The sequence below is a fragment of the Streptomyces sp. WAC07094 genome (genome assembly GCF_036320405.1).
GTDB classification, from domain to species: Bacteria; Actinomycetota; Actinomycetes; order Streptomycetales; family Streptomycetaceae; genus Streptomyces; species Streptomyces lannensis.
The window spans coordinates 1,403,696-1,418,329 of the sequence record NZ_JAVMJZ010000001.1 but is presented as its reverse complement, the minus strand read 5'-3'; the positions used below and the strand labels follow the sequence as shown (position 1 = coordinate 1,418,329).

11 protein-coding genes and 2 pseudogenes are annotated in these 14,634 nt (G+C 71.5%); 10 read left to right on the top strand and 3 right to left on the bottom strand.

Going from position 1 to position 14,634, the window contains the following annotated elements:
- Window position 1: 1 nt before the first annotated feature.
- The 3 genes from RCR19_RS06245 to RCR19_RS06235 are packed head-to-tail and all read left to right on the top strand — an operon-like array spanning window position 2 to window position 3,187.
- Window positions 2-679 carry a hypothetical protein gene (locus tag RCR19_RS06245; protein ID WP_331264183.1) on the top strand — a complete coding sequence of 226 codons (678 nt, stop codon included), beginning with the start codon at window positions 2-4 and terminating at the stop codon, window positions 677-679.
- On the top strand, window positions 676-1,899 hold the full coding sequence (locus RCR19_RS06240) for a nucleotidyl transferase AbiEii/AbiGii toxin family protein (protein WP_331264182.1): 1,224 nt from the start codon (window positions 676-678) through the stop codon (window positions 1,897-1,899). Before RCR19_RS06245 ends, RCR19_RS06240 begins: the two co-directional genes overlap by 4 nt.
- Window positions 1,892-3,187, top strand: a complete 1,296-nt coding sequence (locus RCR19_RS06235; protein WP_331264181.1) for a nucleotidyl transferase AbiEii/AbiGii toxin family protein — start codon at window positions 1,892-1,894, stop codon at window positions 3,185-3,187. The genes RCR19_RS06240 and RCR19_RS06235 overlap by 8 nt, the downstream gene beginning before the upstream one ends.
- Window positions 3,188-3,258: 71 nt before the next feature.
- Here RCR19_RS06235 and RCR19_RS06230 read toward each other — a convergent pair.
- A pseudogene (locus RCR19_RS06230) lies at window positions 3,259-3,405 on the bottom strand (phospholipase domain-containing protein); the annotation flags it as partial.
- A gap of 421 nt (window positions 3,406-3,826) precedes the next feature.
- Here RCR19_RS06230 and RCR19_RS06225 point away from each other — a divergent pair.
- The 6 genes from RCR19_RS06225 (at window position 3,827) to RCR19_RS06200 (ending at window position 11,465) form a co-directional block, all read left to right on the top strand.
- Window positions 3,827-4,366 (top strand): HPP family protein, encoded by a 540-nt coding sequence (locus RCR19_RS06225; protein ID WP_331264180.1) that lies wholly within the window; start codon window positions 3,827-3,829, stop codon window positions 4,364-4,366.
- Window positions 4,367-4,854: 488 nt separating this feature from the next.
- Window positions 4,855-6,618: a hypothetical protein gene (locus tag RCR19_RS06220; protein WP_331264179.1), complete on the top strand. Its 1,764-nt coding sequence runs from the start codon at window positions 4,855-4,857 to the stop codon at window positions 6,616-6,618.
- 30 nt (window positions 6,619-6,648) lie between these two features.
- On the top strand, window positions 6,649-8,619 hold the full coding sequence (locus RCR19_RS06215) for a phospholipase C, phosphocholine-specific (protein ID WP_331264178.1): 1,971 nt from the start codon (window positions 6,649-6,651) through the stop codon (window positions 8,617-8,619).
- 114 nt (window positions 8,620-8,733) lie between these two features.
- The gene (locus RCR19_RS06210) at window positions 8,734-9,516 is read left to right on the top strand and encodes a GntR family transcriptional regulator (protein ID WP_331264177.1); all 783 of its coding nucleotides are present in this window, start codon (window positions 8,734-8,736) and stop codon (window positions 9,514-9,516) included.
- A complete protein-coding gene (locus tag RCR19_RS06205; protein ID WP_331264176.1) occupies window positions 9,513-10,019 on the top strand; it encodes a hypothetical protein in 507 nt (168 codons plus the stop codon). The genes RCR19_RS06210 and RCR19_RS06205 overlap by 4 nt, the downstream gene beginning before the upstream one ends.
- 84 nt (window positions 10,020-10,103) lie before the next feature.
- On the top strand, window positions 10,104-11,465 hold the full coding sequence (locus tag RCR19_RS06200) for a Fic family protein (RefSeq protein WP_331264175.1): 1,362 nt from the start codon (window positions 10,104-10,106) through the stop codon (window positions 11,463-11,465).
- Window positions 11,466-11,478: 13 nt separating this feature from the next.
- On the opposite strand, the gene RCR19_RS06195 is transcribed toward RCR19_RS06200, so the two are convergent.
- On the bottom strand, window positions 11,479-13,104 hold the full coding sequence (locus tag RCR19_RS06195) for a TauD/TfdA family dioxygenase (protein WP_331264174.1): 1,626 nt from the start codon (window positions 13,102-13,104) through the stop codon (window positions 11,479-11,481).
- 232 nt (window positions 13,105-13,336) lie between these two features.
- On the opposite strand from RCR19_RS06195, the pseudogene RCR19_RS06190 reads away from it, so the two are divergent.
- Window positions 13,337-13,537, top strand: a pseudogene (locus RCR19_RS06190) (peptidase M20); the annotation flags it as partial.
- Window positions 13,538-13,679: 142 nt separating this feature from the next.
- Here the strand turns inward: RCR19_RS06190 and RCR19_RS06185 are convergent.
- Window positions 13,680-14,606, bottom strand: coding sequence for a LysR family transcriptional regulator (locus RCR19_RS06185; protein ID WP_331269359.1), 927 nt, complete (start codon window positions 14,604-14,606; stop codon window positions 13,680-13,682).
- Window positions 14,607-14,634: the final 28 nt, after the last annotated feature.

The window sequence follows — 14,634 nt, the reverse complement described above, 5'->3', positions numbered from 1 at the left end:
CGTGAACGAACAGCGGGGCGGCGACGGCGCGGTGAGACAGTTCGCGGGGGAGTTCGAGACCCATCTGACGGTCCGGGCGCAGAACCGTGGGGAAGGGGACGACCCGATACGTCTCTGGGCGGAACACCACGGAATCAAGTACACGCGCATCGTTCTCGACCGGGGACGAACACCGGACCAGCCCATGCTGACCTGTCCGGGGCGCGGGCATCTGGCCGGGCAGCTGGCGACGGCACGGCAATGGTCGCAACGGCTGCAGGACGACGGGTTCCGAGTCGTACGGCTGAAGATCGAGGCCGCGCCGTGGAACGCCGACGTCCCGGAGACGGATGACGAGGCCGCGGACCTCCCCGGCCACTGCTACTTCGAGCACCACGCCAAACTGGTCCTGTCCAGCGAGTCCCAGGTGGCCGCGGTGCGGGCGCTGGCAGCGCCGCACTCGGCACACGTCTCCCGCAACGCCCGCCGGACGTCGGCCCACGGCAGGCACGAGCGCTTCGTCACCCAGCGGTGCCGGGGCGTCGGCCGGGAGGAGGCGGGCCGACGCCTCGACGTACTCCTCCGTGTGCTGACGGCGGCCGGGTACGAGGCGGTGGAGGTGGAGAAGGAGTTCGTCGTGTACGACGACAACCCCGCCGTGGACGCCGGCTGGATCAAGGGCGAGCCGAGGCTCGTATGACGGCACCGGAACCACCCGGCGCACCCGTCCCTCCGCCGGGCGGTGAGGGCGACCTCCCGTCGGCTGTGGAACCGGGCCGGCGCGGTGTCGACGCGCACGATGCCGTGGAGCGCGAGCCGGGGTCCGCCGAGGTCCGGGGACGCAACGGCATCGACCGCCGAGCGGCCCATCGTGCGGCCCTGGACCATGTACTCGCCCTTGTCGCCGACGCTCCCTGGAGCGGAACCCTCGTGCTGCGGGGAAGCATGGTCGTGCAGGCGTGGCTGGGGGACGCGGCGCGTGAACCGGCTGACCTCGACTGGGTCGTCCTGGAGAACGCCGTCGGGATCGATCCACTGGACCCGTATCCGTACATCGACGGCGCCGACACGGTGCAGCAGTGGCCTGAGGCCGCGGACGGCGCGGCACGCTACGAGATGTGGACCTACGAGGAGTTCGACACAGGGGGGCAGCGGCCGGCGCTGCCTCCGGAGGGTCTGCACTGGCTGCACGAGCAGGAGGCCGCCGATGCCGGCCCTCCCTACCTGGACCTGCTCGACCGCGTGGAGCGGTGTCCCGAGGCGGCCCCGGGGTTGCTCCTCGCCGCGAACAGGGCGCGAGTGGACGGAACCTGGACGTACACGGAATACGACACGCCAGGGGTGCGACTGATCGTCCCATGGCACACCGAAGGCCTGCCGCCCGGCGAAGTGCGGCTCGACTTCGCCCGGGACGAGGTGCTTCCCGAGTCCCCGGTATGGACACTGGTACCGCGCGGTGACGGGGGCAGGCCCACGGCGGTGCGAACGGCGAGCCGCGAACTGTCGCTCGCCTGGAAGGTGCTGTGGCTGTACTCCGACAGCCGTGACGGCCGTACGGCACGGGGCAAGGACCTGTACGACGCGGTGCTCCTCGCGGAGGCGGAGGGAGCGTGGCTCTCACCGCGTCTGCTCCGCAGGGTCTTCGGTCGCGCCTGGGACACGGAAGCCGACGGTTTCGACCCGGCCACGGTGGCCCGTTGGAAGGTGGACTGGGCCGAGTTCCAGGAAGGGCACCCGTGGGTGACGGGATCTGGGGAGGACTGGCTCCACCGACTGGGCCGAGCGTTGGGAACGATATTCACGGAGCAGCGGCCCGCGCCCACCACCGGACGCACCGGTGGCACTGCTCAGGTACGCGGTGCGCAACGGCGATGCCGCGATCGAAGACGGTCGCGCGGGAGGGGTGTGTGTGATGACTGACTCCTGGGAGGGGTTCGTACGGCGGGGTCGCGCGATGCCTAGAGTCCCGCCGGACGACGAGGACCGGGCGCGCTTCGACCTGCCTACGACGCTGCGTCCCGTCAAGGACGAGCGCGCCGTGCAGCGGCCGGTCTTCGACCCTGCGCTCAAGCAGTACTCCAACGCCTACCGGGCCTCGGACCCCCGGTTCACGGACCCTGACGTCGAACAGGCCTGGCATACGGCTCGCCTCGCCGCGATCGAGTTGGTGCTCTCGGCGATCTCCAGCTCCCCGTGGGCGGCCTCGCTCGTGCTGCGTGGCAGCGTGCTGCTCCGTGCCTGGTTCGGGGATGCCGCACGAGAACCGGGCGACCTCGACTTCGTCGTCGCACCCGCGTCGTGGCGGATCGAGGAGGAGCGGACCGATGCCATGCTCGAGGGTGTGGCCCGGGCCGCCGAGAGGGCGGCGCAGCACGGTGACGGAGCGGTACGGATCGACGCGGCGGAAGCGGTCAGCGACGACATCTGGACGTACGACCGGGTCCCCGGACGGCGCCTGGTGCTGCCGTGGAGCTGCGACGGGTTGCCCGGCGGCGTCGTACAACTCGACTTCGTCTTCAACGAGCATCTCCCCGTCGACCCCGAACCGGCCCTGCTCCCCTCGGCGTCGGGTGACCCGCAAGCGGTGCTGAGCGCCGCCACGGCCGAGTTGTCACTGGCCTGGAAACTCATGTGGCTGGTGAGCGACATGCATCCGCAGGGCAAGGACCTCTATGACGCCGTTCTGCTGGCCGAACACACGTCGTTGCGTTACGAACTGCTGCGGGACGTCTTCCTGGACGCGGAGCCGTCCGACGGGTGCCACCCGGTGGGGCGGCGTGAGATCGCCGGGCTCAAGGCCTATGTCGAGTGGGAACATTTCATCGCCGAATACCCCGATGTCACCGAGAGTGCGGCCGACTTCATCGACCGCCTGGTCGCCGCGCTCGCACCGACGTTCCAAAGCGTCGAGGCGGTGGGGCTCGGGGAAGACGAGTACGCCCGCCACGTGTGGTGGTTGGAGCCCCGCATCCGGGAGTACCGGGAACTGCTGAAGCGGACGAGCATGCGCGCCGTGCAGGAGAAGATGCACGCGGCCCGTCTCCCGTTGCTCACGGCCGTCGTCGTCACGCGGGAACTCCTCGGTTCCGATCGCCACAGCGTGCAGGACGCACGTTCCGTCGTGTTCGACGACCCCTCCTGGCACCGGTTGGTCGAGTCGCATCGGGGCGGCGGCGGTTGGCTCGACGGACAACTCGATCGGCTGTAGAAGGCGGTGACTGTGCGTCCCGCGGCGCGGCGCCTCGGTCCGCACCCCTCGTCGGGGTGCGGACCGCCGGCTCAGCCGGTGACGCTCGGGGCACCCGTCTCGAGGTGGCCGACGAAGCGGCGGGAGAAGGTGGTGTCGGAACTGACCGTGACCGTGAAGTCGTACCAACCGCCCTTGTAGGCGACGGCGTTGAAGTAGTCGTCCACGAAGTTCCCGGCGGTCGCCTGGTAGCACACCGCAGCCAACGTCCCGCAGCTTCTCGTCGAGGCTCAGCCGCTCGCCGGCGGCTTTCAGAGGTGGCGGCCTGCGGTGTCCGCCGAGGGCAGCGGCACGCGTCGGCCGCCGACGCCTGGCAGTGCCGGACGGCCTCATGGTCCCCATTCGATAAAGGCGCTCAATCGGGCGATAAGCGGGCGGTCTTGGACAGGCGTCGGCTCGCGAGGTCACGATGCTGGGCGTGATCCCCGACTTCACGGGCGACGAGCCGCCGTGGCCGGAAGCGGGGACCGTTCCGAGGAGTTCCCGTGCCGATGCCGAACGCCCAGGTCCAGTCCTCGCCCGGCGGTCCGGAGAGGCCGCACTGCTCCGAGGCCGTCGCCTCCACGTCCGGGCCGGAACGTCGTATACAGGGCATATGACGTGCCCCGGACGCAGGAAGCCGTGGACGCCCCGCCCCGCCCGACGAAGCGCTCTCCGGTCAGCCGGTGGATCCCCGTCGCATCGCGACTGCCTCCGCGCACCGTCGCCGCCGCCCTCACCACATCGGCCGGATTGGCCGTGCTGGTGGCCCTGGGGGCGCTCATGCACCAGACGGTGCTCGTGCCGCCGCTCGCGGCCACGATGGCGATCGTGACCGCGACCCCCGAATCGCCACTCGCGCAGCCCCGACACATCATCGGCGGCCACATGCTGTCGTGCCTCGTCTGCTTCGCCGTGCTCACCCTTGGATGGCACGGCCCTTGGGCCGCCGTGGTGGCCTGCGGTGTCGCCTGCGGACTTGTGCTGCTCCTCGGAGCGGCCCATCCGCCGGCCATGGCGACCGCAGTCATGATCATGCTCACCGAACCACGCGCCACCCGCTTCGTACCCCTGCTGGCCGCCGGAGCCGCGCTGCTCGTCGCGGTGCAGATGGTCTCCGCCCGTCTGCGGCGTGAGGTCTATCCCGTTTTCTGGTGGTGAGCCGGCGCGGTCGTGAACGCGTCGAGCGGGTGACGAGCACGCAATTCGCGTGCCGCTCGACCGGCGTGGCGGTGGCGGCGCTCCGCGGCCTGCCCGGTCAGGACGACGTGGCCGGTTCCGATGGCCGTGCTCGACGCATCCGCGGGTGTGCCGCTGTGCACAGCGTCGCGCGGGTCCTTCCGGGGTGCGTGGCGGGGTGTGCTCGCCCGAGTGCGCGGCCGGGGAGAAGTCGCCCATGTTGTGCCCCGAGGGTGCTTCAGGGTGAGTTGCCACCGGACATCGCTGTTCAGATGGGGTGCCAGGGGTGAGCAGGGGCTGTTCGCCCGGACACAGGATCTTCAGATTTCCGTCTGTTTCCCGGTCGGCGGCAACCCGTCGTTCACGGGCCCGTCGCCGTGGGACGGCTTGCTGGGAGCGAAGTTATATAGACAACTTTGCTCGCCCGGGTGCCGCCGAGACGGTACCCGGGGCGGAGAGGACCCAACACCATGCCACCCCTCTCACAGGTCGCCGCGTCCGGGAGCAGCATCACGATCGGCTCCACGACGCCCCCGCAACGCGGCGACAAGTTGACCTTCACATGGTCGACGGACGCCCCCGACCCGAAGAACTGGATCGGCGTCTACGACGGTGACCGGCTGCCCGGCAGCGGCGGCGGTTCCCTTGTCTGGACGTACGTCTCCGGCACTTCGGGGCAGACGACCCTCGACACCTCAGGACTGAGCGGCGGCCCCTACACCGCCTATCTGCTGGCCAAGGACGGTTACGGCGTCCTCGCCAAGACCGAGCCGTTCACCTTCGAAGGCGCCCCCACGGGCGACTCGCTCGAGCTGAAGACCACCGCCCCGTTCGAGGGCGACAAGCTCTCCTTCCACTGGACGACCGACGCACCCGACGCGAAGAACTGGGTCGGCGTCTACGACGGCAGCCGGGTGCCCGGGAACGGCGCCTCCCTCGCCTGGGAGTACACCCCCGGCGCCTCCGGCGACATCACGATCGACACCTCGGGGCTGAGCGGCGGGCCGTACACCGCCTACCTGCTGGCCAAGGACGGCTACGGCATTCTGGCCCGCACCACCCCGTTCAGCTTCGCGGTCCGTCCCGTGATCCCGCGTCCGCACGCGGTGGTGGACGCCCTCACCACCGACCCGCAGACCGCGGGCGCGTCCTTCTCCGTGCGGCTGGGCGGCCTGTGGATCAGGCCCGAGGGCAATGCCGCCGGCAGCGCGACCTTCAAACGTGTCGCGGGCGATCCGTGGTTGTCGGTGGCAGCGGACGGCACGGTCAGCGGCAAGGCCCCGGGCTTCGCGCCGCGGACCCCCGGCCGGCTGGTGGCCGCCGTCACCGACAGCGCCGTGGGCAGCGACACCGTCACCGTCCAGGTGCCGGTACGCGCCTCCCGGGACCGGCTCCGGCTCAAGGTCGCCACGCTGAACCTCTGGGACGCGGGCACCCATGTCGACGGCTTCCTGGAGAAGCAGCTCAGGCTCGTGCTCACCCAGGGACTGGACGCCGTCGCGGTCCAGGAATGCGGTGCCGACGGTGCCACGAAGCTCGCCGGCGCGCTCGGTTGGCAGGTCCACCAGGCCGGTGGCCTCGGCATCGTCAGCCGCTACCCGCTCTTTGGCCTCGTCGCGCCCACCGCGGGGCTCCCGGCCGCCGCCGCGACGCTGCACCTGCCCGGCGACACCACGGTGCGCCTGTGGACCGCCCAGCTGGACGAGGCCGACTACGGCCCGTACGCGCTGCTGGCGGGCCGGACGGGCGCGCAGGTGGAGGCCGCGGAGCGGGGGACTACGCGCTATCGGCAGACGCAGGCCCTGGTGGCCGCGATGCGGGCGGACATCGCCTCCCGCAACCCCGTCGTACTGGCAGCCGGTCTCGCCTCGCCGTCGCACCACGACTGGACGAACCGTACGGCTTCCGCGCACGGAGGCGTCGGGCGCGTCCGCTGGCCCGTCACCGAGGCTCTGGAACAGGCCGGTCTCGTCGACGCGTTCCGCGACGCCCGGTCCAACCCGGTGAAGGCGCCGGGCATCACCTGGTCCCCCGTCAGACCGCAGCGCGAGGACGGCGGCAAGGAACCCCAGGACCGGATCGACCAGATCCAGTACGCGGGGCGGCTGAAGGTGCTGGAGGCGCACAGCCTGTTCACCGGCTGGCCCCGGCCGGTGCCGGACACCTCCGCCAACGGCTGGCCCTCGGACCACGCGGCCGCCGTCGCCACCTTCTCCCTGTCCGCCCGCGGCTGACCCCCGAACGACCTGAAGGACCTTGCACCCATGACCGAGATCAGCCGCCGCACCTTCATAGGCACCACCGCAGCCGGAGCCGCCGTCGCGGCCGGACTCCCCGGCACGGCGGAGGCCGCGGGTCGCGACCCCCGGCACGGCAGCATCACCGACGTCAAGCACGTCGTCATCCTGATGCAGGAGAACCGCAGCTTCGACCACTACTTCGGCACCCTCAGCGGTGTACGCGGGTTCGGCGACCGCCAGGCGACCGCGCTCGCAGGCGGCGACACGGTGTTCCGCCAGCCCGACCGCGGACGCAAGGAGGGCTACCTGCTGCCCTTCCGCATGGACACCACGAAGTACAACGCGCAGAACGCGGGCGGCCTCCCGCACGACTGGGACAGCGGCCACAGCGCCGTCAACGGCGGCGCCATGGACAAGTGGGTCTCCGCCAAGGGCGAGCGCACGATGGGGTACTTCACCCGCGAGGACATCCCCTACCAGTACGCCCTGGCCGACTCCTTCACCCTCTGCGACGGCTACTTCTGCTCGCTGAACGGCCCCACCGACCCCAACCGCCTCTACCTGTGGACCGGCACCGCCGGCCCCGGCGTCGACGGCACCACCGGCCCCTGGACCGACAACACGCCGGTCACCGGCAACCCGGTCGCGGACTGGACGACCTACGCCGAACGCCTGGAGCAGGCCGGAATCAGCTGGCGCGTCTACCACAACCCCGATGGCTCGGACGACCGCAACGGCGACTACGACGACAACGCGCTGTCGTACTTCAAGCAGTTCCACGAGTTCCCCAAGGACGACCCGCGCTACGTCAACGCCATGACGAAGTTCGACCTCACGGCGTTCGACAAGCACTGCAAGGACGGCACCCTGCCGACTGTCTCCTGGCTGGTGGCGCCCTACCTGTTCTGCGAACACCCCGCGGCCAGCCCCGACTACGGCGCCCACTGGGTCAACACCGCGCTGCAGTCGCTGTTCTCCAACCCCGACGTGTGGAAGCACACCGTCTTCCTCCTCATGTACGACGAGAACGACGGCTACTTCGACCACGTCATCCCGCCGTTCCCCGAGCCGGGCACCAAGGACGAGTTCGCGAACGGCAAGGCCATCGGCCTGGGCAGCCGGGTGCCGCTGTGGGTCGTGTCGCCGTGGTCCCGCGGCGGCTGGGTCAACTCCCAGGTCTTCGACCACACGTCGGTGCTGCGGTTCCTCGAGCAGGTGACCGGCGTGAAGGAGCCCAACATCTCCGACTGGCGGCGCACCGTCTGCGGTGACCTGACCAGCTGCTTCGACTTCACCAAGCCCGACTACAGCATCCCGGTGCTCCCGGACACGGTCGCGCTCATGGCGAAGGCGGACGCCGGCAACTCCCTGCCGGGCGTGAAGCTCCCCACGGAGCAGTCCATGCCGGGGCAGGAGGAGGGTGCGCGCCCGCACCGCCCGCTGCCCTACCTGCCCTGGGCGGACCTGAAGGCCGACCGCGCCACGGGCAAGGTCACCTGCACGCTCACCAACGACGGCAGCGTCGGCTACCACTTCACCGTGCTGCCGAACGTCGCCCTGCCCTTCACCGGTACGCCGTTCACGGTCCCGGCGCGTTCGTCGCGCACCTACGTCTGGGACGCGGCGGCCACCGACGGCCGCTACGACTTCTCCGTGTACGGCGCCGACGGGTTCGTCCGCCGGTTCTCCGGCACCCTCGTCCGCGAAGGCCAGGACGATGTCGCGGTGCCGACGGTCACGGCGGCCCTTCGGCGCTCCGGGCGGCCGGCGGACGCGGCGGTGGAGTTCGACCTCCGCAACGACGGCGGTTCCGACGTGGCCTTCACGCTCACGCCGAACGACTTCGTCGGCAAGGAGCAGACCGTCTGGGTGAAGGCGGGCGACCACACCCGGGTGACGTGGCGTACCGACGAGGGACGCTACGACGTCACCGTGACGGCGGGCACGGGGACCCGCTTCCTTCAGCGGTACGCGGGAACCGTCCACTCCCTGTGAGGCGCGCCGGCGGGGGTTCGGGGCGGGCCGCGGCCCGCCCCGAACCCCCGCCGGGTAGGGTCGGGAGCCGGCCGCACGGACGGCCCGCACGACACGAGCAGTCCAGGAGAGACGGTGGGGCAGGAGCAGGGCACACCGGACAGCGACCTTCGTTACCGCAAGGTCGCCGCCGAACTCCGCGAGGCCATCATCGCGGGTGAGTACGCCATCGGCGCGAAGCTTCCCCCGGAGGGGACGCTCGCCGAGCGCTACGGCGTCTCCCGGGGCACGATCCGGCACGCGCTGGCCGTGCTGCGTTCGGACGGACTGGTCACCTCCCGGCGCGGCACACGGCGCACGGTGCTCGGCGGGCCCCGGGCGCAGAGCTTCTCGGAACTGCTGAGCTTCACCAACTGGGCGCGCTCCACCGGCCAGACGCCGGGCGGACGGGTGGACCGTGTGGTGCGCCGACCCGCCGAGCCCGTCGAGGCCGACCAACTGGGCCTGGAGGAAGGGGCGGAGGTGTATCTGGTGCTGCGGCTGCGGACGCTGTCCGGAGAGCCGGTCATGGTCGAGCGGTCGCTCTATCCGGCCCGGGTCGGCGCATTGGTGGCCGAACTGCCGCCGGACACCGTCTCGCACACGGAGGCCCTGGTCGCGCACGGCGTGCTCTTCACCGACGCCGACCACACGATCGACCTCGCGTGGGCCGACGCCGACGACGCCCGGCTGCTGGACTGCCCGCCGGGTCAGGTCCTGCTGCGCGAGCGCCGCCGCACCACGGATCCGGAGGGAGTCCCGGTGGAGTGGTCCGAGGACCGCTATCTGCCCGGCACCATCTCCTTCACGGTCCACAACTCCGTCGCCACGTCCACCTTGGGCCGGCGCCACAGGCCGGGTACGGGGACGGCCCGATGACCGCGGATCTCGAAGCCGTCCTGGCCGCCTTGGCCGCTCGCCTCGGTGCCGACGCCGGTGACCCCTCCGACGAGCACGACCGATGGGCCGTGTACCGCGAGGCCCTGGACGACCCCGCGCATCTGCCGGATCTGTTCGACGTCGTGGCCCTCGAGCCCCTCGACAGCATCTCCCTCGGCATCGTCCTGCACCTACTCGGCAGTCTCCCGCCCTCCGAGCGTCCGTCCTGGATCGACCGGCTGGGTACCGACCGCAGTCGGGCCTACGCCACACGCCGCGCGCGGGAAGTCGCCGTGCTCCAGGGCGACTCGGTGACCGCGCTGCTCGACGACCCGTCCGTCCAGGACTCCTGGTCGGACTGGCTCCAGTTGGGCCTCGCGGACTCCTCGGACGAACCCGCGGTGCTCCACCGCCTCGCCACCGAGGGACGCACGAAGCGCGTCCGCCGGCTTGCGTCCGAACGGATCCGCACGATCGAACGCCACGGTCCCGGCGCGTCCTGAGGACGGTTCGGTGGGTCCTTGTCGGCCGCGTCCCGGCGTAAATCCGGTTGAACTGCGGTGGGGTGGGCGTGGCAGGCTGCCGCGGTGGAGTTCGAGGTGCACCCCTGGCGGCTGAGCTGGGCCGAGGTCGACCCTGCGCGTCACCCCTTCGACAGCGCGTCGGCGGCGCAGGTGGTGCGCTCGCTCGGTCCCGGCCGGCGGGTGCCGCGCCGCCCCGACCTTCCCGTCGTCGATCCCGCGATGAGTGCCTGGAGTCGGCAGTCGGGCCGGGTGTGGGCCGACGCCATGTCCTGCGCCCTCGCACGGCATTACGGCCGATGGGTCATGGGGTGGTGCTGGGCGCACGACGAAGGGCACTTCGACGGTGGGCCGGTCGGCAGCTGGTGCTGCCCGCTGCACTCGATCACCACCTCGGAGGAGACGCTGGTCCGCGTCGTCGCGGGGCTGTGCGAATGGCGCTCGTGGCTCGAGGATCTCGCGGGGTGGTTCGAGGCGTATCCGCTGGACCTGAAGGCGGTCGAGGACCAGCGGATCCTGTGGGAGCGCGCCGCCCGGAACCTGATCCTGCAGGTCGTCGACCGCACGGGTTGCGGCAGCGGCTGGCAGGGGCACTGCCGTCAGGTGCTCACCTGGTTCCTCAGCCGCTGGGACGTCGCACCCGACGTCGCACGGGAACTGGTCGACGAGGCGATCGGCGGACGGTTCGAGAGCTGGACCGCGCCCGACATCGTACTGGTCGACGACGTGGCCGAGCAGTTGGCGCTGTCCGTGCAGCCGGACGACACCGCGCCCGCGCCCGGGCCGCCGGAGGACCACTTGGAACGCTGGCTCGCGGTGCGCGAGGCCGTGCCGTGGCAGGAGTGCCCGGACGGTGGCGGCGACGGACCGGTGACCCCGTCGCGGGACGGCGCGGCGGAGGACATCCGTGCCTTCGACGGCGCCCTGGACGCCGCCCGTGCGGACGGCCTGCTGGCCGCACTCGACCTCATGCGGGCCGACGCGGCGCGCGGCGCGCCCCTCGACGTCGAGCTGCTCCGGGGCTGGCAGCGGCACGTACTGGGCACGGCGCAGCCGCCCGGGTTCCGCGTCTCACCCGCCTTCGCCAAGGGCGGCCGGGAACGCTACGGCATCGGGCCGGACAGCCGCGATCGGCTCGATGCCTGTCTGGCCGAGAGTGCGGCGGAGGGCGGGCGGCCCCTCCCGCTGACCGCCCGCGCCGCACGTGCCTACCTCGACGTCTGCTTCTTCCATCCCTTCGACGACGGCAACGCCCGGTCCGCCTTCCTCGCCTTCCTGTTCGTCCTCGCCCGCGAGGGCGTCGCGCTGAACGGCGTCGGCCTGGTGCGCCGCATCCGCTTCCGGGCGGACGAACCGAAGGACGCGCTCACCCTCGCCCGGTACGCCGCCTGCCACCTCACCGAGACCCGCGGCCTCGCCTCCCGCTAGGGTCTGTCCGGCCCTAGCCGCGCGCCAGCGCCGCAAGCAGCGGAAGGAAGTGTTCGAACGGGGGTGTGTCGGCGTTCGGGTCCTTCGCCTCCTCGTCCCAGCGGCGGACGGCGACCGCGTCGGCGGCGCCGGGCAGCGCGGCGAACTCGGCCGCCTGCTCGGGAGTCATCACACCGCCCTGGACCTTCAGCGTGTACTTCGACGCCTCGGACAGCTGGTCGTAGTAGTCCGGCTCCACCGCGCACAGATAGCGCTTGGCGGCGACGTGCAGCCGCACCGGCTCGGTGACCTCGGGTCCGAACCAGCGGCCCAGCAGGTCGGCGCCGGTGTGGCTGTGCCGGTTGTCGGTGCCGGCCATCAGCTCCAGACCGGTGACGACCTCGCCGTCGACATGTCCGAGGTCGTGCAGCAGGGCGGCGGCCACCAGGTGCGGCGGGGCACCGGCGGCCTCCGCCCTGGCCCCCGCCTGCAGCATGTGCTGGGCCATGGTGACGGGCTCGCCCAGGTACTCCGCCGTTCCCGCCCCGGCGAACATCTCGACCAGTGGCTCGAGGGTGTCCGCGCGGCGCAGTACCGCCAGCGTGCCGGCCAGCCCGTCCAGGTCGGCGTAGCAGCCCTGGAGGTGGCGGGCCCCGTCCTGGGCGAACGCCGTGCGGGCGTGCAGCAGCCGGGTGTTGTCGAAGACCAGGCAGTCGCCCGGGGTGAGGCGCAGGTCGAGCTGGAGCTCCGGGCGGAGCAGCAGTTCGGCGAAGGTGCGGTAGGCCGCGTAGAAGTGCTCCAGCTCTTCGGCGGGCAGCCTCAGGGTGCTGATCGAACGGTTGTTGAACCGCACCTCGCGCACCCGGCCCAGCGAGTCGGTGCCGATCAGCGGGCGGTCTGCGCGCAGTTCCGTCCCCGCGTCGCGGAAGACGAAGGGGGCGGGCGTGCGGGTGAGCACCTCGAACGCCTCGGGGTCCTCGCGGCGCAGCATCGCGGCCGCAGCGAAGCCGTCGACGAGACCGGAGTCGCCGCCGTCCGCGTCGTTGACCAGGCAGTGCAGCAGCTGAAGCGTCGGCACCGGGTCGCGGTACGGGTTGTCGGTGTGCGGGGTGATGGCGACCGAGGTGAAGGCGAGGTTGTTCGGGTCGGGTTCGACGCGCACGTCGAAGAGCTTCCCGTAGTTGGTCTCGCGGACGTAGCCGAAGGTCTCCGCGACCTCGAGCACCTGCTCCTCGCGCTGCGGCACCGCGCGCAGCAGCATGAAGCCCAGCCGGAGCACGGACTCCAGCATCCGCGCCCGCACGCCGGGCTTGTCGAGGTAGTCCGCCCAGTCGGCCGCGGGCAGCCGTCCCGCGATGTCGCGGGCCGTCCACAGTTCCTTGCCGTGCTCGGTGCGCAGATCACCGTGGTCGGTGCGGCCGGGGCGGTTGGCGGCCAGCCAGGCCACCGGGTACACGGAGCGGTGCCCGTCGGGCTCCCAGACGACCTCGACGGTACCCGCGGCGGCGCCCGCCGAGCCCACCCGCAGCCCGGTGGGCAGGGCGGTGATTTGGAACAGCTTCTGTCCGGAGCGGGGATCGCGGCACTCGGCACAGGGGCAGTTGTCGCGGAGCCACATCGCCGGCAGATCGCCGATCGGGAAGGTGGGCAGGGCGGACACGTTCACTCCTCGGAAAAAGTTGTATAGCCAACTTCTGCGACGGTCACAGGCTCACACGTCGGGAAGGTGACCGGAAAGTGGCGATGCGGCGAACCCCGCTCTCGCGGGGGCGTGCGGGAGCCGGCGCCGACGGCCGGACACGGACATTGAAGGCGCCGTCGCCCGGCCCCTAGCATCCGGAGATGCCGAGCCTTCCGCAGTGGACAGCACACAGCGACGGGAGCAACCCCCCATGACCACAGCAGGGTTCACCGCCGAGGATGCCCCCGCGCTGGCGCAGGTCGACGAGGCCGCCGTCGTCCGGACGCTGCTTGAACTGATCGCGATCCCGAGCGTGACCGGGACCGCGGCCGAGGCCGAGATCCAGCACGACCTGGCCGGGCGGCTGGGACGACTCGGACTCGACGTGGATCTGTGGTCCATGGATCTCCCGGGCTGCGCGCCCACGCCGGCGCGCCGGCGCCCCGGCGCCGTCGGTCATGGCGGCAGGCCGGGGGCATACGCCCGTACCGACGCCCGCCCCATACGCGGTTGACGCGGTCCCCGCGGGAACGTGTCCCTGCGCGAGTCGGCCGCTACCGGGCTCCGGAGTCCCCGGGAAGGCGCTCCAGCGCGGCGGCGACGTCGGTGTGGCGGGCGATGTCCGCGAGGGCACGGGCCATGACCGATCCCGGCTCCCGGGTGGTGACCACCAGACCGACCGGCACGGAACGGGCCGGCTCGACCATCGGCACCGCGCGCATCCCCTGCGGGACGCCGAAGACATGCAGCCATGTGTGCGGCACGATGCTCGCCCACAGGCCCGTCCTGACATGGGCGAACAGGGTGGCCACGGAATCGGTCTCCAGCCGGGGCGAGGGCCGCAGCCCGGCCTCCGCGAACACCCCGTCCAGGACCTTGCGCCCCTGCATGGCCTCGGTCAGCAGGCACAGCGGGAGCCTCGAGGCGTCCGCCCAGGTGGCCGTCGAACGGGCGCCGCCGTCGGCGGCGGTGGTCAGCAGCACATACCGCTCCTCGTACATCGGCACCGCCTGGAAATGCTCCGAGAGGCCGTTGTGCAGATATGTGATGCCGGCGTCGATCTCGAAGTTCTGCAACTGCCGGAGAATCTCATCCGACTGCAGGTCCGCTATCACCTCCACGCTCACCAGTGGGTGTGCCGCGCAGAACGGGCCGGTCAGCAGTGAGACGGCGCCGGACGCGGTGGGCACCGAGCCGATCCGCATCCGGCCGCTCAGCCCGGTGCGCAGGGCGCCGACCTCGTTCTTGAGGGCGTCACGGTCCGCGAGGATCCGCTGCGCCCACACCACGATGCGTTCGCCCTCGGGTGTGAGGCCCTCGTACTTCCGGCCGCGGCGGACCAGCGGCACGTCCAGTTCTTCCTCCAGCTTTCTGACGGCCTCGGAGAGAGCGGGCTGGGAGACGAAACAGGCCTGCGCGGCGCGGGCGAAGTGACGCTCGCGCGAGAGGGCGACCAGGTACTCGAGTTGGCGGAACAGCACCTCATGGATGTACCCGACGGCAGGACCG